The organism is Gammaproteobacteria bacterium (assembly GCA_016705365.1).
Taxonomy (GTDB): domain Bacteria; phylum Pseudomonadota; class Gammaproteobacteria; order Pseudomonadales; family UBA5518; genus UBA5518.
Window position 1 is genome coordinate 255,774 of sequence record JADIYI010000006.1, and the last position, 20,902, is coordinate 276,675.

The following is a 20,902-nucleotide window of genomic DNA, read 5'->3' on the forward strand; positions in this document are numbered from 1 at the left end:
GCTCTCAGACCGGCACCACCGCCTTGAGCAGCGCGTCGATCACATCGGTGCGGGTGATGCCTGCGGCTTCGGCTTCGTAGGACAGATGCACACGATGCGCCAGGCACGCGGGGGCGACGGCGCGGATATTTTCCGGCGACACGAATTCCTGCCCCTGCAACCACGCATGCGCGCGCGAGGCGGCATCGAGCGCGAGACTGCCACGCGGGCTGGCGCCAAGACGAATCCAGCGCGCGAGTTCGCCACCATGGCGCTGCGGTTCGCGTGTGCCGATGACCAGGTCGACCATGTAGCGCTCCGCGGCCTGGCCCACGTGGATCGCTGCCACTTCATCGCGCGCGGCAAAGACCAGTTGCTGCGCGATGCGCGGTGGTGGCGCGCTGCCCGCGGCTTTCTCGCCCCGCACCAGGCGCATGATCGCGGCCTCGTTTTCGGCCGGCGGATAGGGTACGTGCACATACAGCAGGAAGCGGTCCATCTGCGCCTCGGGCAGCGGATAGGTACCCTCCTGTTCGATCGGGTTCTGCGTTGCCAGCACCAGGAACAGACGCGGCAGATCGTGCGTCGTCCCCGCAATGGTGACGTGCCGTTCCTCCATCGCCTCGAGCAGGGCCGCCTGCACCTTGGCCGGCGCACGATTGATTTCATCGGCCAGCACCAGGTTGCCGAATATCGGGCCGCGCTGGAATTCGAACGCACCAGTCTGCTCGCGATAGATCTCCGAACCCGTCACATCCGAGGGCAGCAGATCGGGCGTGAACTGCACCCGGCGGAACTCGCTCTCGACCAGTTTGCCGAGGGTCTTGATCGAGCGCGTCTTGGCCACCCCGGGCAGCCCTTCCATCAGCACGTGACCGTCGGCGAGAAACGCGATGAGCAGGCGTTCGACCACGGCCTCCTGGCCGATGATCGCCGTGTTCATCACGGCAGCGATTTGCTGGAAGGCTTCACGAGGAGTCATGGCCGGCACCCGGAACGTTCAGGCCGGGAAGTATAACGGACCACACCCGGATATCGGCTGTGGTCCGCGAAAGATCAACCGCGCCGCGTGGCGCGGAGACCTCAGGTGCCACCGTGCTGCGGCTTCGATATCGCTTCCATCACCTGGTCGAGGTTGAAGCTGCCCGGCTTCTGCCGCGGCGGGAACTCGCGGAAGCTCTGCAGCCATTGCCCGACATAACCGGCCGCGGGGGCGAACACGAACATGTGTTCGACGAACCAGCGGTCATAGTCCATGCCGATATCCTGGGCCAGCTCGAACGGATCCATGCGCAGGTTGTTCAGCATCGGGGCGCGCAGCTTCACGAACGGTTCCTGCCAGACACCCAGACCATGCGCTTCCTGGCGCAGGAAGGTGATTTTCCAGTTGGTGTAGCGCAGGGCCGCGACGCTGCCGTCATCGGTCCAGTAGATGAACTCCTTGCGCGGCCACTCGCCCTGCCCCTTGAGAGCGGGAAGCAGGTTGTAACCATCGATATGGACCTTGTAATTCACACCGCCGATTTTCCTGCCCTTCAACAGGTCTTCCTTGGCACTGGAATCGCCGGCCGCGGCAAGCAGGGTCGGCAGCATGTCCTCGTGCGCGCCGATATCGTTGATCACCGTGCCAGGCTTGATGACACCGGGCCAGCGGATCATCGCCGGTACGCGGTAGCCACCCTCCCACTGGGTGTTCTTCTCGCCCCGGAACATCGTGGTGCCGCCATCGGGCCAGGAAAAAGACTCCGAACCGTTGTCGGTGGAATACATCACGATGGTGTTCTGGTCGAGACCAAGCTCCTTGAGCTTGGCGAGAATCTGGCCCACATGCCCGTCGTGCTCGACCATGCCATCGGCATAAACGCCGAGCCCGGTCTTGCCGGCAGCTTCATCTTGCAGATGGGTGAAGATATGCATGCGGGTGGAGTTCCACCACAGGAAAAACGGCTTGTCGGCCTTCGCGGCGCGCTCCATGAAATCAAAAGCCTTGGCGTTGACTTCCTGGTCGATGGTTTCCATGCGCTTGCGCGTCAACGGGCCGGTGTCGGTGATGCGACCGTCGGCATAGCTCTCGATCACTCCACGCGGCCCCCAGCGCTTCTTGAAGGCGGGGTCCCTGGGATAATCCACATTCTCCGGCTCCTCCTCCGCATTGAGGTGGTAAAGGTTGCCGTAGAACTCATCGAAACCATGTGCGGTAGGGAGCATCTCGTCGCGATCGCCGAGGTGGTTCTTGCCGAACTGCCCGGTCATGTAGCCCTGCGCTTTCAACAGCGTGGCGATGGTCGGGTCTTCCTTCTTCATGCCCTCCGGCGCACCCGGCAAGCCGACCTTGGTCAGCCCCGTGCGAATCGGCGATTGTCCGGTAACGAACGCCGCGCGTCCCGCGGTGCAGCTCTGCTGGCCGTACCAGTCGGTGAATACCGCGCCGTCGCGGGCAATGCTGTCGATGTTGGGAGTCCTGTACCCCATCATGCCCATGTTGTAGGCGCTGACGTTGAACTGCCCGATGTCATCGCCCCAGATAACCAGGATATTGGGCTTTTTCTGCTGTGCCGCGGCAGGCAGCCCCCAGATCAGAAGTACCAGCGCGGCAACCAGCGCGGGCAGCAGTGACTTGTTGATGCGATGATTTCCCGACATTTCTTGTTCTCCTTCGGATAATTGATCGATGCGTCTGGCAGGGTCGAATGCTGACGCGGTTGCAACCATGAGTCAACCAAACAGGCGCTGCCCGGGAGACAAGCCCGGCGCACCAGCACCGCCTTGCCATCCTGCAATTCGAACCTGCTCCTTATGCTGCTGCCAACGACCCGTTCGGGCAATGCCATAGCCGTTCTCCACCCATCGCCCGCACAATCCCCACCAGCTCAAATCCGGGCGTCGTCAGAATCATGCCTCCCTTCAATTTTTTTGAACGGCGTCTCTCGCAGCAGTGAACCTGGTGCGACCGCAAGCACTTCCGCAACCGACTCTGGTAACATTCCTGCACGGCGGATCTTTCCCGAAATCATCTGCGCGTGGCTTGAATTACCAGGAGAACAAAAAGATTCGCGGTACCCGTTTTCATGCAAGATCCTGCTCAAGCACGCCTTTTCCCGGCACTCGTTGCGAACCGTCCCGGGCAGCGAGGTTGCAATCTGCCACGCGACTGCTCCCACCGCCCTCAGACGCCCCGTGCCCACACAGGAGCTCTTTATGGATAAAACCGCGCACCCGGAACCGCGACTGAACCGACTCGGACGATTCGCACCGGGTCTGCCGGCGCTTCTCGGCTATCGCCGCGATGATCTGCCACATGACCTGATCGCCGGCCTGTCGGTGGCCGCCGTGGCCCTGCCGGTGGGTGTCGCGTATGCGCAGCTGGCCGGTTTCAATCCTGTTGTCGGTCTCTACGTGAGCATCCTGCCGCTGCTTGCCTACGCACTGTTCGGCACTTCGCGACAACTGATCGTCGGGCCCGATGCGGCCACCTGCGCGCTGGTCGCCGCAGCCGTGCTGCCACTGGCGGGTGGGGATCCGGATCGCTATCTGTCACTCTCCATCGCCCTCGCCGCGCTTACCGGCATCTTCTGTATCGGGGCGAGCTTTCTGCGGCTGGGCGCGCTCGCGAACTTTCTCTCCAAACCGATCCTGGTCGGATTCCTGAACGGGATTTCACTGCACATCATGGTCGGTCAGACCGGCAAGCTGTTCGGCTTCGCGATCAACGCGCAGGGCATCGTGCCCACACTGCTGGAGGTGGTAGCGAAATTCCAGCAGATCCACTGGCCAACCCTGGCAACCGGGCTGGCGACCTTCGCCGTCCTGCTCGGGTCTGCCCGGGTGCTGCCGCGCCTGCCCGCAGCGCTGGTCGCGCTCGTCTTCGCGGGACTGCTGGTTGTATTCCTCGGACTGGATACCCAGGGTGTTGCGGTCATCGGCCTGGTTCCGGCAGGCCTCCCGACCTTCAGGTTGCCGGTATTTTCCCTGGATCTGCTGGACGAAATTGCCGAGGCCGCGGCGGGCCTCGCGCTGATCAGCTTTTCCAGCATGATGCTGACCTCGCGCAGCTTCGCCTCCAGAAACGGCTACGATATCGACGCGGATCGCGAGTTTGCGGCGCTGGGCGTAGCCAACATTGCCGCGGCGCTTTCGCAGGGCTTCGCGATAAGCGGCGCCGACTCGCGCACCGCGATGAGTGACGCGGCCGGCGGGCGCACACAGCTCACCGGACTGGTCGCCGCCGGCGCAATCGCCCTGGTGCTGCTCTTCTTCACCGATGCGCTGCGCTATGTGCCGATCGCCGCGCTCGGAGCGGTGCTGATCAAGGCCTCGCTGTCTCTGCTCGATCTGCGCACGCTGCGCGAACTGTACCGGCTCGATCGGACGGAGTTCGTATTGTCGGTGCTCGCAACGCTTGGCGTGATCTGGGTGGGCGCGATCCAGGCAATCCTGGTCGCGGTGATGCTCGCGCTGCTGCGCTTCGTTCACCTGACCTCGAGGCCGCCGGTGGAGATTCTCGGCGAGGTTGCGGGTCATCCGGGATTCCACTCGGTCAGTCGCCATCCGGACGCGACCACCCAACCCGGCATGACGCTGTTTCGCTTCAATGCACCGCTGGTGTTCTTCAACGCACCGTATTTCAAGCAGCAAGCCAAGGCAGCGATCGAGGCGGCCGGCGCGGAACTGAAGTGGTTCGTCGTGGATGCCCTGCCACTGACGCAGGTGGATCTGACCGGTTACTTCGAGCTGCAGAGCATCGCGGAAATGCTCAAGGCACGGGGGGCGGAACTGATTGTCGCCGGTCGGATGACGCAGATCAGGGAGTGGCGCCAGTCCCGCGGACTGGCGGAGCGTGCTGTCGTTTCACGGTATTTCTCATCCCTCGAAGATACCGTGCAGGCCTACCGTTCCATGGCTGCCGGCGCGGCCGCCGTGAATCATGTCACCGCCACGGGAGATGATGCGACCGCCCGGTGAAGAGCGCCTGCTGGCGTCGATTCTCGCGTCAGGAACCGGGCACAGCCTGCCCTGTGCATTCACCGGCGATCGCCCGGCACACCGTGATTCGGCGGCTGGGCGACCCGTGCCGCAGGCGTTTGTCCCGGCTCACATGCGCCAGGCACCCATCAACCCGAAACTGCGCGGGCGCAATGCCTGGTTGCTCCAGTCCTGCGGGTCGTAGTAGGAACCCGCGGCAAGGTCGAGATCTGCCGTCTCGTCGGTGAGGTTCAGCACGAACAGCGAGATATCGTAATTCGAGAAACGCGCACCGAGGCGCAGGTTCACCAGCGCGAAGGACCCGGTGGGCTTCAGGCGCGGATCGTAAAACGGATCCGAGGCCACCTGGTCACCGACGCGGCGCATCTGCGCCGAGTAGGTGTAGTCGGCGCGCGCGTAGCCGTCATAGCCGCCCGGCAGGCTGAGCGTGTACTCGCCGGTGAGCGAGAGGGTCTGCGGCGGACCGGCGTCCGGGATCGCCGCGTCCTCGCTGTAGATCTTCACGCCGCCAGGTGAAACGGCATCCTTGTCGAAACGCGGATCGTTGTAGCCGTAGGCACCGCTCAGGACGAAATTGTCGGTGACCAGGAACTGGAACGACAGGTCGAAGCCCTCCGAGGTCGCATCGGCCAGGTTGTCGACAAAGTTGTATTCGCAGTTCGGCAGGCTGACGTTGGCCTGGATGTCCTTCCACTCGATGCGATAGACACTGCCGTCGAGCACCAGCCGCCCGCCCATGAGCCGGCTCTTGGCGCCCAGTTCGTAACTCCAGACCGAATCGGAATCGTAGGTTTCCGGCTGCACCGGGTCGCCATTGGCATCGACATAGCCGTTGGTTATCAGGTCGGCGTCACAGACCGAGGGGACGCGCAGCGAGGCTCCCGCCGGGCGGAATCCCTTGGCCGCCGTGGCGTAGACCATGTTGTCGTCATCCGGCTCCCAGGAGATGCCCCACTTCGGCGTGTAGGCCGTTTCATTCGAACCCGAGGCCGAGGTGGGATAAGAGGGTGCCATCGCGCCGCTGCCAAAGCTGCAGTCGGCCGGGTCGAAGCACGGGAACCCGAACGGCGCGTTGGCGTTGTTCTCCGGCCCGAGGTACGCCGCGTCGAAATCCAGCTCGTTTTCCGAGGCGCGGATACCCGCGGTCAGGGTGATCGTGTCGGTGAGGTCGAAGTCGATCTGGACAAATCCCGCCTTCTGCTTTTCCTGCGTGCTCCACTCGCCGTAGAACAGCACCCCGTTCGGTAGCGCGTCGTCCCCGAAGAAGTTCTGCAACCCCGTGGAACCCGGGCCGAAGGGATCGCCGTCGTTCACGCCGTAGTAGCCGTAATCGAAACCGGTGGGGTAGAAACCCACCCAGCTCGCACCGATCAGGAAGTTCTGGTTGATGGGCTGCGAGGCGTTCTGCTCCAGGTCCGAGTAGAACAGGCCCGCCACCCAGCGCAGCCGCGCATCGTCGTCGCTCGACTGCAGCCGGATCTCCTGCACGAAATTCTGCTGCTCGTTGTTGTACTGCGACATCGACCGCCAGCCCTCGGGGGCGTAAGTACCAGTGGAGGTGACGCCGTCGGCCTCGAGGAAATACTCGGGCGCGTAGTACTGCACGTAGCCCTTGGTGTAGTCGGACCACTGGTACTGGTCGCGATCGAAATACGAAGTGTTGGAGACCAGCTGCGCCCACCCGAGGTCCCAGTCGAGCGCGAGCGCCGTGAGCGTGAACTCGTCCTCGCCGCGCTGGTTGTCGGGCGCCGACATCGCGTTCAGCGTGACAGTCTCGCTGGTGTTGGGGAAGGTGTAGACGGTACCCGGGGCGCCGGTCTTGTAGTACTGCCGCGAATAGTCGCGGTCGTTCTCGTCCGAGGTGGCGAGATCGTAGACGCTGCCCGCGCCGGCGCCGTCGTTGTTGTGGACTTTCTGGTAGAACACCGACGGAGTGATACTCAGATCCTCGGTAGCCTGGAACTTGAACGCCAGGCGGAAGGCCTGCGTCTCGGCCCAGTTGACGTCCTCTTCGTAGGTCCTGGTCTTGGTGAAATCGACCGAGTCGCCATAGGAGGCTCCGGTCGGATCGACGATCTGGTAGGTTCCGCCGACGCCATCGATGAAACCACCGTCGCGCCGGTAGTAGACGCTGCCGCGCACCCCCACGCGATCCGACAGCGGCTGGCCGTAGGCGACACCCGCTTCATAGGATTCGTCGCCATTCTCCGTGGTCGAGACCTCGCCGCGCGCCGTTGCCGAGGTTTCGGTGAGGCTCGGCTGGGTCTGGATGAAACGCACCGTGCCACCCTCGGAACCGGCGCCGAACAGCGTGCCCTGCGGCCCGCGCAGCACCTCGACGCGTTCGATGTCGAACAGCCCCGGGAACGCGTTGCCGGAGGCGAAACCGAGGTTGCGCACCTGGATCGGGGTGTCGTCGATGTAGAGGCCGGTGGTGCCGGAGCCCGCGTTGGAGGAAATACCCCGGATCGCGATCTGGCTGGCGCCGGTAAAACTCTGCCGCGACAGGTTCAGGCCCGGTGTGAGCCGGACCAGGTCGTCGAACTGCTTGACGCCACGCTGCTGCAGTTCCTCGTCTCCGAACGAGGTCACGCTGATCGGAACATCGGAGAGCAGCTCGCTGCGCCGCGTGGCGGTCACGACCACTTCCTCGATACCGAGCGACGCACCTGCCGCTGGCGCGGTCTGCGCCTGAGCGAGCGGTACCGCGACCGCGATGCCTAGCAGTGGCAGGCTCGCGGCCATGCCGATCACCGCTCGGCGCAAACGGAACGCCCGGCCAACTCCAGCAACACAAATGCGCATGGTGTCTCTCCCCTTGCCGAGCCGCCTGGCGGAGGCCGGCGGCGATTTTCTTGATAGGGCGCTGATTGTCCAGATGTTCGCTGAACTTTGTCAAACCGCGGTTACCCGCGGTTACCCGGGCACTCCTCAACGCGAAACGCCGGTGGCGATAAATGCCTGCAGCTCCGCGGCCGCCACGTGCAACTTTGCCGCCATCAGTGCCAGCGACTGCTCCGCGGCAAGCAATGCCTCGGCGCGGGCGGCCTCGAAGCCCGCGATCGCCGGCGTCGGAGGACCGGCACCGCCGGCGAGGGCACGACACGCGGCGTCGAAAGCCGGCAAGGGCGGTGGCGCGCGATGCCCGAAGCGACTGGACCAGCCACCCTCGCCGGCCCAGAAACTCCGCTCGATGGCATAGACCTCCGGTGACAGGCGTTGGCACTGGCGCCCTTCGTAGAACGTGCCGATCGCCTCCAGCGCACCCTGGCGATCCTCCTTGCGCAGCGCCTCCATCGCGGTGTCGAGCGCTGCCACGCGGTGCGCGTACTCGGCAATGCGAACCGACTGCTCGAATTCCCCGTTGGCGGCATACAGCCAGGGCACCAGCGCGCGACGCACGAGCATCAGGGTGCGCGCAGCCGCATCGCCGCGCTCGCCCGCGCCGGCCGTCGCGACGGCAGCGGCCGCGGCACGAAACGCCGTGAGCGCCTCATCGATGTCTGCCAGGGAAACCCCGGCAAGCGGCTTCGCCTCCACGGCGAGTTGCTCGACCACGAAGTCGGCGAGCGCGGTCAGCCGCACCTCGGGACGCGCCTCGGTCGCGGCACGCGCGAGGCTGAGCCCCACGATACTCAGGTCGCGCGGCATGTTGGCAAAACGCCCGGCCAGGAAAACATCCTCCTGCGTATGGTAGAGGGGCGAGTACGAGGGATCCCAGGTGATCAGCGCGTTCGTTGCGGCCCCCCCCAGCACCCCGAAGTTCCAGGCATCGATGGAACTCCCGGTCAGTGCCCGCGCCTCGACAGCCTCGGCCAGGCCAAGGTCGGCGAGCACCGCGCGCTGGCCCGCGAGAATATCCGGCGTGGTCGAAAGTTTCGCCGCGGCCGGCGTCCAGCCGACGCCGTCCAGGTTGAACACCAGCGCTGCCTTGCGCGTCACCTCCGGGTTTGCGAGCAGGAACGCATGGGAGCCCGCAAGCCAGTCGCGCTCCGGATCCTCGAGCCCGGCCTCCTCGCTGCCCACGGCCATGAACAGCAGCGAGCGCGCGGGCCGGATTCCCGAGCCGGTGAACGCGCGGGCCATCTCCAGCACCGCGGCCGTACCGCTCGCGTTGTCGAGCGCGCCCTGGAACCAGCGGTCATAGTGCCCCGATACCACCACCCACTGATCGGGTGACTCCGTCCCCCGCAGCACCCCGATCACGTTGCGCGAGCGGCCATCGCCGATTTCGACGCGGCTCTCCAGCGCGATCTCCACCGCGCCCGCCACCAGTTCGGCCTGCAGCGCGCGCGCGGATCGAATGCTGATCGCCACCGTCGGCAGTTGTTCGTGCCCCCACAGGCTGTCCTGGCGCAGCGCATCGATACGGTCCCCGGAAGCGGGATGATCGAAGAACACGATCGCGCGCGCGCCGCGGTGCGCGGCTTCGGTAATTTGCGCCGGAGGCCAGTCGCGCAGGTCGCGCCGTACCAGCACCGCCTTGCCGCGCACATCGCCGATGCGATCGTAATCCGGCGCATAGCCGTCCCCGGCATCCACGAGCCCGAGCCGAAGGCGCCGCCCTTCGGCTTCGTTGCCACGCGCGAAATCGACGCCGTCGCGGCGACCGGACACGGCACCCGTGGCGTGCAGGGCGATCGCCGGCACCGGTTTGCCGTTGGCGAGCAGCTTGGGCTCGGCGTAACGGTAAGCGCGAACCGGAAACTCCTCGATGCGCACCTCGAGGCCGAGGCCGCGGAAGGTCTGCGCGATATCCGCGGCGAGCGCGGCTTCCTCGGGGCTGCCCGCAACCACGGAGCCGGCGCCAACGCCCTGCGCGATGCCATCCGCGCTGTGGCTGATCCACTCGATATCCGCCAGCGCACGCCGCGCGTCGATTGCATCGAGCACACGCTGCTCATCGGGCGATATCACAGCGCTCGCCGCGGGCACAAAGAAAAGCAGAACGGCGGTGAGCGCGGCGCCGGGCAAGCATGAGAACAGTTGGTCCATGGCGATTCGCTCCGTGCGGGCTGAACACGCGGGAGGCGTGCACACCGGCACGCAGAATAGGCCCGGAGCTAAGACAAAGGCCAGAAGCGGAGGCGCGCAGCACCCCCAGTGGGTCAGTTTTGACGGACGTCAAACAAACCGTCGGTCGGCAGTATCGGCGACTCGTACGACAACGCGCTGGCCGAGACCATCATCGGCCTCTACAAGACCGAAGTCATTCACCGTCGCGGTCCGTGGCGGCACCTCGATGCGGTCGAGTATGCGACTCTGGAGTGGGTCGACTGGTTCAATCATCGCCGGCTGCTGGAGCCGATTGGCAACATCCCGCCGGCGGAATTGGAGATGGCGTATCATGAAATGAAACGCAGGAAAGCGAAACGTGGATTCAATACAACTCGTGGATGGCTTTTAGCCAAGGCCGCAGTTGGCGCAGCATTGCGTAACCCACTTTCAGTCCCTAATGGTCGCGTACCCCACCCTGTGGCAGCAAGATGGCGCAGTCGGTCGGCGCCAGCATCAATGCCGAATGCAGGTCCAGAAACGCACTAACAACCCTGGTTCGCCGGCTGGCTCCCCCTTGAGCAGGCGCCACATACTCACTACTCAGCGCCAGGCGAAGACCCTTGCATGCCAATTAATCCCAGGAACACATCCGGCCTCAACAACACGTCATCAAAAGACCACAGCGTCCACTCGCTCTGGATCTGAGCGGGCTTGACAGCAATGCCGACGCGTTCCCGAGTCCAGCCTACTTCTGCGTAATCTACGATCACGCCGCGCGCATCGGGAACGTCGCATCCGATTTCTGGTGGGCTTGCACCGCGCCTCTGTAATGCTGTCAATGCACCCCGAATAGCCGGATCGACCTCCTTGAAAACATTTAGCCATCCCTGTCCGCCAACACTCTGTTCTCTGCGTAGCCGAGAAATCCTCTGCATGTCTGCATGGCATACAAACATACCCTGGTGTCCGGGGCGGGTTCGGTGACAGGGCGCACACAGAACCTGAAGGTTGCCAGGGTGATTATTGGACTTGATGCCGTCCTTGTGATGTACATAACAGAGACCCCTTGCTGACAGGAGATTCACGGAACACTGCTCGCAAACGAATCCCCTTTCTTCCCGGACTCGGGATGAGGCGGATGACAAATCTTCGGTATATCCATCAGCCGCATCGGTGTTTCGTCGCCCTGGCAAGTATGAAAAGCAGGAACTGTATGTGCTGAAAAAATCATCAAGGGAAAATTTGGCGGCTATCGGCCTCGTGGAACAAAATCGCGCATTCTCGTAATTGAGGCGGGTCAGACAATTTTGACAGACCTTCAGCCTGGCGTAGCCTTCTCTCTGACCGCGACCAATTCTTTCATTGACTATGTAAAACAGTCCTTGCAGTTTGTTGGTGGCAACATATCGCTCGTATCGATTTGTTGATCTCATCTCCACCAGTGTTCTGCAATCGGCAACGTGAAATCTGTTGCCCGCCCATGGATTCCCAGCTACCGCTTGAGCGACATTACCACCATGATCCCGGATATAGAGCAATACCTGGCGTCCACGGTAGGACAGCAAGCCGCCAATGGACGAAACATCCGCAAGCGTAACTTCTTTTCCTTCGTCCAGCTCAATGTCTATGGGTTCCAGCGGTTGCGAATACAAGTCAACGTTCAGGCGCGCGGAGTTCTTCGTGATGCGATGCACTTGCTCCCAGAGTTCAGTGAGGTCAACGCGCAGAGGCATCGCGACGACTCCTGTTCAGTATCTCACCGATCTTTGTTTCAGCATTGGTGATTACAGTAAAGCGCACGCGCCGCGATTTCTCGCGACTCTCAATACCATCCACCAACACCGGATGAGAGGAGGAGAAGCCAACGGCCGCGAATTTTTCCTTGATCCACTCTCGCTCGGGGGCGATCGCTTCGAGCGTGTATGCAAACTGCAATACTTCGCGTGTCCGGCCTTGCGACAGCGCCATATTCAGAAAGTAGGATTGATCCGGATCATTACTTCCGGTCCACTCGCTGCTGGTGTGGCCCTCGATTCTGACTTCCTGTATATCGGCCTTGAAATTGCCAAGCACCCTGACGTAAGCAGGAAAGAACTCCGCAATGACCAGTTCAAATTCCGGTCGCAACTTGACCGAGGCTGAAGCAAACGAAGCCTCATCACTGGTGAACTCGAAGGAAAGTTCATTTTCGTCTATCTGGGCTTTCCAGCGCTCGAGATCAGCAGAAAACTCTGTTCTGAGCGCGTTGTATATAGCAACATTTGTATTTCGATAGGCGTAGGCAATCTTTTCGATCTCCTGCTTCTGTACATGGATGAATCGCATATATGCAATTGCAATCAAAAGAAACACCATCATCAGACCGGCCATCAGATCCGACATGGATACCCAGTGCTCATGCCTGCTTTCGCGCAGTTCCGTCGACTTCCCGATAATATGTTCCATGCTACTGACGCAACGTTTCGGCAGTTTGCGAGTTGAACCTGGCCATCGCTCTTGCCAGACCGGAATAATCATCGGCGAACTGTCTGGTTATCGTCGCCAACGCGCTTCCCATGTCCGACATCACACGATTCAGCTCGCGGGTACGTCCTTCCTCCAAGGCAGCGAACTCCTTGTTGATTGCTTCCCTGGTGCGCTCGACTGCCGCATCGATATTCGCGGACACCCCACCCAAGCCCTTTTCGACAACCTTGCTCAACTGAAGCATCACCGCCTCGGTATTGCGCTGAACCTCTCCCTCAATCCGCGCGCCAAATGATCCAAACGACGCCATCACCTTGTTGACTGCCGTGTCGTATTCGTTTAGCACGCCACTCATCTGCTTGCGCAGGTTCCTCCGCATGTCCAGACACCTCAGAGGCCATGGTCATGAAACCCTGATGCACATCCTTGCTGGACGCTTCCATACGGGCAATGCTGTCGCTCATCGAATTTGTGAACGTGGATGACGCGTCCGACAGCAGAGTTGTCAGCCCCTCCGCATTGTTGCTGACGGTATGCGCCATCTCGTTCATGGCCGAATTGGTCGACGTTACGGATGCCTTGAAATCCGTGGCGCCTTCAAGCAACACAATCTGCATGCGCTGCGATCCCTCGATCAGATTATTTCCGATCTCCTCGAGCTTCGCATTGATGGTCGGAACCGCTTCAACCGCCTTGTCCCGCATCACGCCAAAGACCTCAAGATGCCTCTGAAGCTCCTGAATCTGGTGCTGATTGACTTCGAGTACCGTACGCAATTCGGCCATTGCCAGCGGGATCTCCTTGCACTCTTCCCAAATACCGGCAACGGCGGTCTTTGTTTCAACCAGGGATTCGACGGACTGCCGGTATTGCTGCCCCATCTGCTCGACCTGATCCTTGTACTCCGTCTGCCAGTCCACCAGTTTCTTGACGGACGCATCGAGCGCCTTGAAATTCTCGCCGAACTGCTCGGTGAGGTTCCTGCTGAAATCAACGATCACCTGTTTGAGCGCTTCGATAACCTGCTCGGTTGCGGACTTAGCCAGCAGATCGGCAAAACCGCGCAGCTCGGTCCATAAGCGCGTCTGAAATTGATCATGATTTCGCTGAACACCGCGCTCAAAGTCCTTTACATCTGCCTTCAGCAACTTCATCTGGCCGACCAGCGAATCTTCCTCGCTGCCTGCCAGGCTCTTTGCATCGAGCGCAGCACATCGGTCTGTGCTGTCAGCGCGTTGTGTATATCGGACGGCGTAACGGTATGCGTTTCCACATTTGCTTGTCGCCTGCGATCGAACCATACTGCATCGGCAAAATTGAATATCATTGCGCCGGCAAGACCGACGACACTGGTGAGGAAGGCTGTTTTCAGTCCCTCGATCAGGGTGGCAATACTTCCGTCTATTGCATCGGGCCGGATATCGAAATGCAGCAGACCGATTACAACTCCCACAAAAGTTCCGAAAATTCCAAGCGAAGTCATCAACCCTGGCGCGTATTCAACATAGCGCTGCGCGTTGGGCACAGCTTTCCACGCCATAGCCCCCCGCCGACAACAGGATTCCGATCACACCAAGTACCACTACATCCGTCACATCCTGTGGCGACATGACCATCAAGAACTGAGCAATTTCCTGTCCTATCCCCATCAACATAACTACATCCTTTGCTGAATTTTTCAGTCGTTATCGATTAATTCATGATTTGGCCAGTATGCTGACCATCAAATACCGCTTCGCCCGCGTCGCAGCCACATGCAGCAATGAGCGTTCGCTGGTCAGGGTGTCCACCACCACACCGGCATCCTCGTCTTCGGCGAAGCGCTCGGTGTAGGCCTCGGGGCCCTTGTAGCCAGCGATGATCATTGCATCGAATTCCAGGCCCTTGACCCGATGCATCGTGGCGATGCGTATCCCGGCTTGTCGGCATCGTCGCCGGCATCCGACGAGTCGTCGAACCTCGTATCCCGCGCCGCGACACAACTGCTCGTAGCGCTCGGAATCAGCGTTGGTGCGCGAGGCAATGCAAATACCTTGCTGCGGTATGCCATCAGCAAGCAGTTGTGCAATGGCCTGCTCGATCAGGGGTCGCTCCTGCGCCGTCGTCTTGCTGGTGCGTACATCGGGTGCCGAACCATGCGTTAGCGACTGATAGCCCACAAGCGTGTCGGGCTGTCCGTCGAGATCATCGATCGAGCAGTTCGCCAACTGCGCCACCGCCCAGCGGCGGATCTCGTCGGTCGTGCGGTAATTCACCCGCAAACGCCTGCCGCGACCCTGGATATTGATGCCGATACGCGACAGCACGACCTTGTGGCGGTAGATACGCTGGTGCGCATCGCCGACCAGGAACATATCGTTCGGGCCCTCGGGAACGGCGGCACGCAACAGCGCCAGCGCGGACGCGCTGAGATCCTGCGTCTCGTCGATCACAACCGCACGAATACCAAGTCCGTCGCGTTCCTGCTTCATCAGGGCCAGCGCGTCGCGATAGCCTCCTCGGCTTCCCTGAACCCAGCCCGGCGCAACAACGAGCGGTATTCCGCGAATACCGGCCAGATCGCGATGCGTTTTGCGCGATTCAGTTGCACTCCCCGGCCGATTCGGCTCGCGGCCTTGTAGTCATCCACGGTCTCGCAGCCCTGGGGGAGAACGACGCGTTCGAACTCGGCCTGATAGAACTCCTCGGGCAAGTCCAGATCGACCGGCGCGCAGGTGCAGGCCATTTTCCACAGCTCGCGGCGCTTGGGCTCGCTGAACAGCAGGTTCTCCTTGAATCCGTGCTTGCGCAGAATCCCGATTGCCCACTGGTCCATATGCACGACCTGGATGCGGTCACGCTCCTCGGGCGAGGCGACCATCGCGAGTTGCGCCTGGATATCCTTTGCAAGCGTTTTGGTAAAGGTTGTGAACAGCACCGGGCGACCGGGCACCTTGAGGTATTGCCGCGCCAGCCACACAGCGCGATGCATCGCGGCCACGGTCTTGCCCGTACCCGCGCCACCCAGCACGCGCACCGGTCCGTTCCAGTCGCGCTCGACCAGCTTGCGCTGCGCTGGATGCAGGAACACGCGCCACTTGGCGAGCGGCGCGGCAAGCAGCGCGTCCAGATCGCTGTCGTCGGTGATCAGCACGAAATGGCGGCGGGTTTCCACGCGCTCGAGTGCGGCGGCGTAATCCTGCGTATCGACCTCTGTCGGTGCCTCCCGGTCGCGAACCAGCGACTCGTAGCCCTCACCCGCGGCGAACATGAAGAGCGCCTCGTAGCCGTCATCCGGCAGGATTTTCTGTAGCGCGTCCAGGCCCGTCTCATCGGATACGCTGCGCACCTTCGGTATGCATTCCTCGGGAACACCAAGCCGCACCAGCTCCCGATCCTTCAGGCCGGCAAACAAACCCTTCAGCCGCGGCGGGCTCCGGCGCGGCTGCAGGCTGGACATCGTCCTGCCCTTCGACATACGAGGTCTCGAAAACCTGGATATTGCCGAGCTCCGGATTTACTGCCACACGATGCCGCCGCGCCCAGTCATAGGCGTTATCGTGCTTGTCGACCCATAACAGGCAATATACATTGCCGTTTTCGGGACGCAGTACAATGCCGCGATAATCCTGGTCAATACGCACCGAATGAATACCGTCATCCAGCGCCTGGCGGATCCGTTCATAGTTGATCCCCGACGCGGTCGGGTTCTGCCGGAACTTCGACAGAAAACGCATCACGCCCTGCTGCTTGTCGCGTGGCAGGCGCGAGAACGCCTGCAGGAAATCATCGGACAACGCCACCTTACCGCTACGTTCATCCTGGTCTCCCTATCTCAATTCGTTCAGCGGCGCACCCTTGTCGGGTGTGAACGCACGCCATCCCAGTTCCTCAAACAGTGCAATCTGGTGTTCGTCGAGCACCATGGCGATCCGTCGCTCCGGCCAGGCGAGTTCGGCTTCACCGGCTACCCGCCCGTCCTGGTCCAGCAACTCGAATCCTACCTCCGGTGGAGGCACCGACGCTTCGCTCAGTTCGCGAATCCGATCCTGAACAGCGTCCGCCGCGGCTGCCGCGACCAGTCCCCAGACAGCGTCCAGGCTGGCAGACTTCTTCCAGACCGGTGCCGCGACGAGTTCCTCGATCGGGCATTCGATATCTGCTACTGCCCAAACATTTACAACCGGAAGCAGCAGATTCGCTGCCTGCCACCATTGCTGCCAGGAGCGCTTGCGCTCATCATCCGGCGCATTCGGTGCGTCGCGCCAATGCAGCACGATCGTGGGCTGTCGACTCCGATCCAGCGGTGACGATGGCAAGGTCGAAATCGCGGAACTTGTGCCCCGCACCGCAATCGCAAAGAGCGCCGCGGGCGAGGTCCAGCAGCGACCAAGATCGGCAGTGCTCTCCCAGGCAAACGGGGCAGCGACTGCAGCCGGGAAAAAGCCTCGCTGGCGCAGAGACTGGTAAATTCGGTGGTCTGGAGCGGCCTGGCCCCGATGCGCAGCGCCAGCGTTATACCTACCCGAGTCAGCGTGTCATCGTCCATACCCTGCAGGCGGTCGCGCAGCTGTGCGAAGGCACCCTGTACGTGGAAATGCTGATGTTCCCCCACCTCGAAGCGCTTGCACACCGCTTCCGCCGCACCGGCGTTCGACACAAATGCTCCAGCCCATGGCGTTTCCGGCTGGTTGTCTCCACCATCGAGGAAGTAGGTCACGTCGCCGGCGGTCAGCGTCCAGACCGTGAAGCGACCGCTGCGGGCGATCGCCATGCGTTTGGCAATATCATCGCCGATGCGATTCCTGTGGTACTGCCAGCCATCGAGAAACACCGCAATCGGCAGTGTTCCCGGCGCTGATTCCGGCCACAGCAGAAAATCGGGCTTGCAGGCGATCACGACTCCCTGCTCGGGGCCCAGCAGCGCCTGCGGTTCGATCCGCCAATTGCGCTCACCAGCGCGCAAATGGTACCCCGGCTTGCCGCGCACGATTGCAGCACCGAGATCAAAACGCTCCGCATCCTCCGAGGGCGCCGCCGCAGCGCCTCGATAAAGCGTTTCTCCAGTTCGCTGTCGAACATGGCGTTTGGCGTTACTACCTCGCCCACGGAACTCACCCGCTTCAGCTTGTCCTGATAGCCCACGATTTCCTTCAGCAGCAGTGTCGCGGTGCGCCTCGATACGCGGTCGCGCTCGAAACTGTTGCGGTAGCGATACACGCAGCGGTAGCAGCCATCCGCCTCGGAGTCGGTGTTGCAGCCGCAGGATGAGCGCAGCCAGCGCCAGCTGCAGCACTCGAATATGGGTTGCGGATCGCGCATCAGGTCCTTCAGATAACCGGTGCCGCCCGGCACCGCGTCATAGATCACCAGGTACTGCCGGGGATTGTCCTGCCCGTCGGCAATACGCACATCGCGTGCCACGCGAAGATGTTCCACGGCACCGGCGAATCGCCTCTCCAGCCCCATCTGAACCGCCGCCACAAAGGAATGCACCCGCGTTTCGGCATCGCCAAAGGCTGCCTCGGGCAGATACAAGCGGATGCCCTCGCTATTGAACTCGCGGTACAGGAACACGCACTCGGCACTCGGTGTGGCTGCGTCACGGGGCCGCGCGCAATAAATCGCATGGTTCTTCCAGTGATCAGCCTGTTTGCGGCGTCGCTGCAGGGTGCCGCACTCAACGCATATGGTGAAGCCGCGGCGACGCTGGTCATCACCGGCGATCATCATGTTCTGCCCGTCGCTCGCGCGTTCGCCGAAATTGACCTCGCGAAAGCCGATCCGATCGATAAACTCGAAGGCGAAAGGGTATTCCTCGCGGTCCACGGCCCAGGCACTGGTGATGGCGTTTGGTGCGATATCAATCAGCGCCTGCCGAACATAAAAACGCCGCTCGCGATCATCGGTGTCATCGCCCACCCGGCTCTTGCTGTCCATCGTTCGGGCGTACACCGTTTGCAGGCGCAACATCGGCCGAACCCGCCCCGCATCGCTCCACATGCCGTCGGAGCAGCGTGGACAAACTGCCTGTTCGCTCGCGCTCGGCTCGGACGCCGCATACGAACAACTGCGACAGAAGCGCCAGCGCCCGGTCCTTCGGCCGGAACTTCCACCTGCTCGATTGTGACCCGGCGCCCCTCCGCATAGAAGGTGTTCTCGGGCGCCAGCTCGGTGATCGCGCTAACACCCGGGCGTTCGTATTTGAGCAGCATGACGCGGTCTTCATCGGTTGCACCCGGTCGCAGCCCATCGCGCACGATCACCGAGTGCAGCGTTACCCCCTGCTCGGGAAAGGTGTAATTTGGCAGCAGCCCTTCATCGGTAAGCCATTGCAGCACGGCACGACCATGAATCTCGAGAACGAGTTTCTGCACCGCGGTCCGCTCGGTACGCAGATCACGCAACTCGAATTGCTGCGTCTCGCCCTGTACCGGTTCGGCCTCTACGCGCTGAATCTCCCGTTCGATGCGCAATCGCCGTCGCTCAAGATCCTCGAGATCGCCGGCCACCGCCATCAGCCGATTGAGAATTTTCCAGCCGAGCGAGCCCTCCGCCGTCGCCTTGCCTTCGATAAACCGCTCCAGCCACTCGATGCTGCGTTCGGAAAGCGTTGTGCCCGGCGCCCGAAACATCTCCACGAAGGCAGCCAGCAGACCGGCGCGGTTCTCCTCGATGTAATACAGCCAGGTGTACGGAAAGCGGCTGCGCGTCTGGTTGCGAACCGCGGCAATCACATCACGAAGCTGTTTGGGGATGCGTGCCTTGTCGCCAACGTGGTGCACCCAGCTATCGAGCGTGAACGCCGCAAGCTGGCGCTCCAGAACCGCCGAGGCATTGAGAAAGATGCCGGGAGGGATCGATCTGCCCGGCCAGCATCGCCCGCGGTGCGGCCCAGAAATACAGATCGTGCGGCCGTCCGTTGGCAACCGTGGCAAGCGCGGCATTGCCGGTTTGCGACCCGCCCGCCCACACCACCGCTGCAGATAATTCGCCTGGTTTGGCGGTACCGAGCACAGCAGCACCGAGGACAGATCGCCGATATCGATGCCCATCTCCAGCGTGGGTGTGGCGGAGAGGACATTGATCCGCCCTCCTTGAACGACAACTCCACCCCGCTCGCGGGTTTCGCGATCGAGCAGGCTCGAGTGCTCATGAGCAAAAATGCGGCGCACGTCCGCGTGAAAATACAGTTGCTGGTAAAAACCCAGATCATTGGCCGGAGAAGCCACATAGCTGCCCCAGCAACCGGATCGCCGGCACACCGTTCCAGCCAGTGTTGCCGCAGGGCCGGTCAGCGCTTCATGTCGACAAAGGGTACAGCGCCACGACGCCGCGCAATCCAGCACTTGCCAGCGCTCGGGTCTGATTCCCCATACCGCTATCCCGTCACGCTCGGCAGGGAGCGCGGAGCTCAACTCCTGCGCCGCGAGTGCCTGCAGGGCGATCCGGTAGACAATCGCCAGTTCGGTGTCGTCAAAAAACGCCTGGGCACGCAGCGGTTCGAAGCACTTGAACACCCATTCCTTGTAGAACGCATGACCGTCGCCCGTGCCGGTGACTGCGTCGCAGCGTCCGTAGTCCTGCAGACACACGAAACGCGGAGGCCGCGGTCCACTGAGAAGGCGAAACTCCGCCGGGTTGTTGCGATAGGAAAAAACGCTGCACCCTTTCGAGGCATAGAATTCGAGGGATTGATGCCAGATCGCGCCAATGCGCAACATGCGCGCCAGAAGTCCAAGCAGGAATACCCGAACGGCATCGCTGTCGATGACGCGCAGCGCATCCACATGCTCGCGCAATTGCGTAACGGTCTGCTCCAGCGCGGCCCCGAATGCCTCCTCATCGACCGCCACCGAGGCGCTTTGCGTACGCGGCAAGGTGCGCCCGATATGCGCGTCCTGTCCGAACTCACGAAAGATCGCCCAGGTCATGGCGCGCTCGACCAGGCGCTCGAGATAGTCCGTGTCGGGCAGCTGATCATCCCTGACCAGCGCTTCGTAATCGCGCAGCCAGGAGAGTTCCGGTGGCGTGAAGGTCTTGAGATAGTTGCGCCCGTGCGGATTGTCCCACCAGGTATTGCGCAGGGCAGCGGGCAGTTCCGCGAGCGTCAGTGGCGTGCCGGCTGTCGCCGCAGCGCGGATTACCTGCGCCAGCGCAGGCCGCATATTGAACCGCCAGGTGCGTGCCTCGAAGAAGCCCGCGCGATGCGCGGCATCCTGAACCGAGTCTGAAAACGCAATCAGCTTCTTGTCGGAATTGTAGCGGCTGCCGAACAACTGCCCGAGTTCCACGCTGGCAATACTCGCGGCCTGCGAACCGAGAATGGTCAACGTGCGATCACCCTCGCAGTAGGGGCAATCGTGGTGCGACTTCACCACCGTTGCCCCTTCGCGCTGCACGGTACGGTGGTTGTGTGCCACCTCGACCAGAAAGACAGCGCCGCCGCAATGGGTGCATTCGCTCGCTTCGGCGCCATTCAGTACCGCGCAATCAG

15 protein-coding genes and 2 pseudogenes are annotated in these 20,902 nt (G+C 62.1%); 2 read left to right on the forward strand and 15 right to left on the reverse strand.

Going from position 1 to position 20,902, the window contains the following annotated elements:
• Positions 1-4: 4 nt before the first annotated feature.
• From IPF49_07135 to IPF49_07145, 3 genes are all read right to left on the reverse strand, one after another.
• A complete protein-coding gene (locus tag IPF49_07135) occupies positions 5-961 on the reverse strand; it encodes an AAA family ATPase (protein ID MBK6287398.1) in 957 nt (318 codons plus the stop codon).
• Positions 962-1,062: 101 nt separating this feature from the next.
• Positions 1,063-2,622, reverse strand: a complete 1,560-nt coding sequence (locus IPF49_07140) for an arylsulfatase (protein MBK6287399.1) — start codon at positions 2,620-2,622, stop codon at positions 1,063-1,065.
• A 227-nt stretch (positions 2,623-2,849) separates the two neighbouring features.
• A complete protein-coding gene (locus IPF49_07145) occupies positions 2,850-3,065 on the reverse strand; it encodes a hypothetical protein (GenBank protein ID MBK6287400.1) in 216 nt (71 codons plus the stop codon).
• A 172-nt stretch (positions 3,066-3,237) separates the two neighbouring features.
• On the opposite strand from IPF49_07145, the gene IPF49_07150 reads away from it, so the two are divergent.
• Positions 3,238-4,941, forward strand: a complete 1,704-nt coding sequence (locus tag IPF49_07150) for a SulP family inorganic anion transporter (GenBank protein ID MBK6287401.1) — start codon at positions 3,238-3,240, stop codon at positions 4,939-4,941.
• Positions 4,942-5,070: 129 nt separating this feature from the next.
• Here IPF49_07150 and IPF49_07155 read toward each other — a convergent pair whose 3' ends face one another.
• Both IPF49_07155 and IPF49_07160 read right to left on the reverse strand, forming a co-directional pair.
• A complete protein-coding gene (locus tag IPF49_07155; protein ID MBK6287402.1) occupies positions 5,071-7,767 on the reverse strand; it encodes a TonB-dependent receptor in 2,697 nt (898 codons plus the stop codon).
• A 126-nt stretch (positions 7,768-7,893) separates the two neighbouring features.
• A complete protein-coding gene (locus IPF49_07160; protein ID MBK6287403.1) occupies positions 7,894-9,957 on the reverse strand; it encodes a M28 family peptidase in 2,064 nt (687 codons plus the stop codon).
• A 135-nt stretch (positions 9,958-10,092) separates the two neighbouring features.
• Here IPF49_07160 and IPF49_07165 point away from each other — a divergent pair.
• Positions 10,093-10,293: pseudogene (locus IPF49_07165) on the forward strand (transposase).
• A 263-nt stretch (positions 10,294-10,556) separates the two neighbouring features.
• On the opposite strand, the gene IPF49_07170 reads toward IPF49_07165, so the two are convergent.
• The 10 genes and pseudogenes from IPF49_07170 to IPF49_07215 all read right to left on the reverse strand — a co-directional run.
• Entirely contained in the window at positions 10,557-11,693 is a 1,137-nt protein-coding gene (locus IPF49_07170) for an HNH endonuclease (protein ID MBK6287404.1), read from the reverse strand.
• Positions 11,677-12,405 (reverse strand): OmpA family protein, encoded by a 729-nt coding sequence (locus tag IPF49_07175; protein ID MBK6287405.1) that lies wholly within the window; start codon positions 12,403-12,405, stop codon positions 11,677-11,679. The genes IPF49_07170 and IPF49_07175 overlap by 17 nt, the downstream gene beginning before the upstream one ends.
• Position 12,406: 1 nt before the next feature.
• Entirely contained in the window at positions 12,407-12,781 is a 375-nt protein-coding gene (locus IPF49_07180) for a hypothetical protein (GenBank protein ID MBK6287406.1), read from the reverse strand.
• Positions 12,702-13,580 carry a hypothetical protein gene (locus IPF49_07185; protein ID MBK6287407.1) on the reverse strand — a complete coding sequence of 293 codons (879 nt, stop codon included), beginning with the start codon at positions 13,578-13,580 and terminating at the stop codon, positions 12,702-12,704. The genes IPF49_07180 and IPF49_07185 overlap by 80 nt, the downstream gene beginning before the upstream one ends.
• Positions 13,577-13,966: a MotA/TolQ/ExbB proton channel family protein gene (locus IPF49_07190; protein ID MBK6287408.1), complete on the reverse strand. Its 390-nt coding sequence runs from the start codon at positions 13,964-13,966 to the stop codon at positions 13,577-13,579. The genes IPF49_07185 and IPF49_07190 overlap by 4 nt, the downstream gene beginning before the upstream one ends.
• Positions 13,967-14,123: 157 nt before the next feature.
• A pseudogene (locus tag IPF49_07195) lies at positions 14,124-16,142 on the reverse strand (DEAD/DEAH box helicase).
• 93 nt (positions 16,143-16,235) lie between these two features.
• Complete coding sequence (locus IPF49_07200) at positions 16,236-16,424, reverse strand: hypothetical protein (GenBank protein ID MBK6287409.1); 189 nt, start codon at positions 16,422-16,424, stop codon at positions 16,236-16,238.
• A 158-nt stretch (positions 16,425-16,582) separates the two neighbouring features.
• Complete coding sequence (locus tag IPF49_07205; GenBank protein MBK6287410.1) at positions 16,583-17,305, reverse strand: hypothetical protein; 723 nt, start codon at positions 17,303-17,305, stop codon at positions 16,583-16,585.
• Positions 17,302-18,345, reverse strand: a complete 1,044-nt coding sequence (locus IPF49_07210; GenBank protein MBK6287411.1) for a DUF1998 domain-containing protein — start codon at positions 18,343-18,345, stop codon at positions 17,302-17,304. The genes IPF49_07205 and IPF49_07210 overlap by 4 nt, the downstream gene beginning before the upstream one ends.
• On the reverse strand, positions 18,273-20,902 hold a 2,630-nt coding region (locus IPF49_07215; GenBank protein MBK6287412.1), incomplete at its 5' end, for a helicase. The genes IPF49_07210 and IPF49_07215, both read right to left, overlap by 73 nt.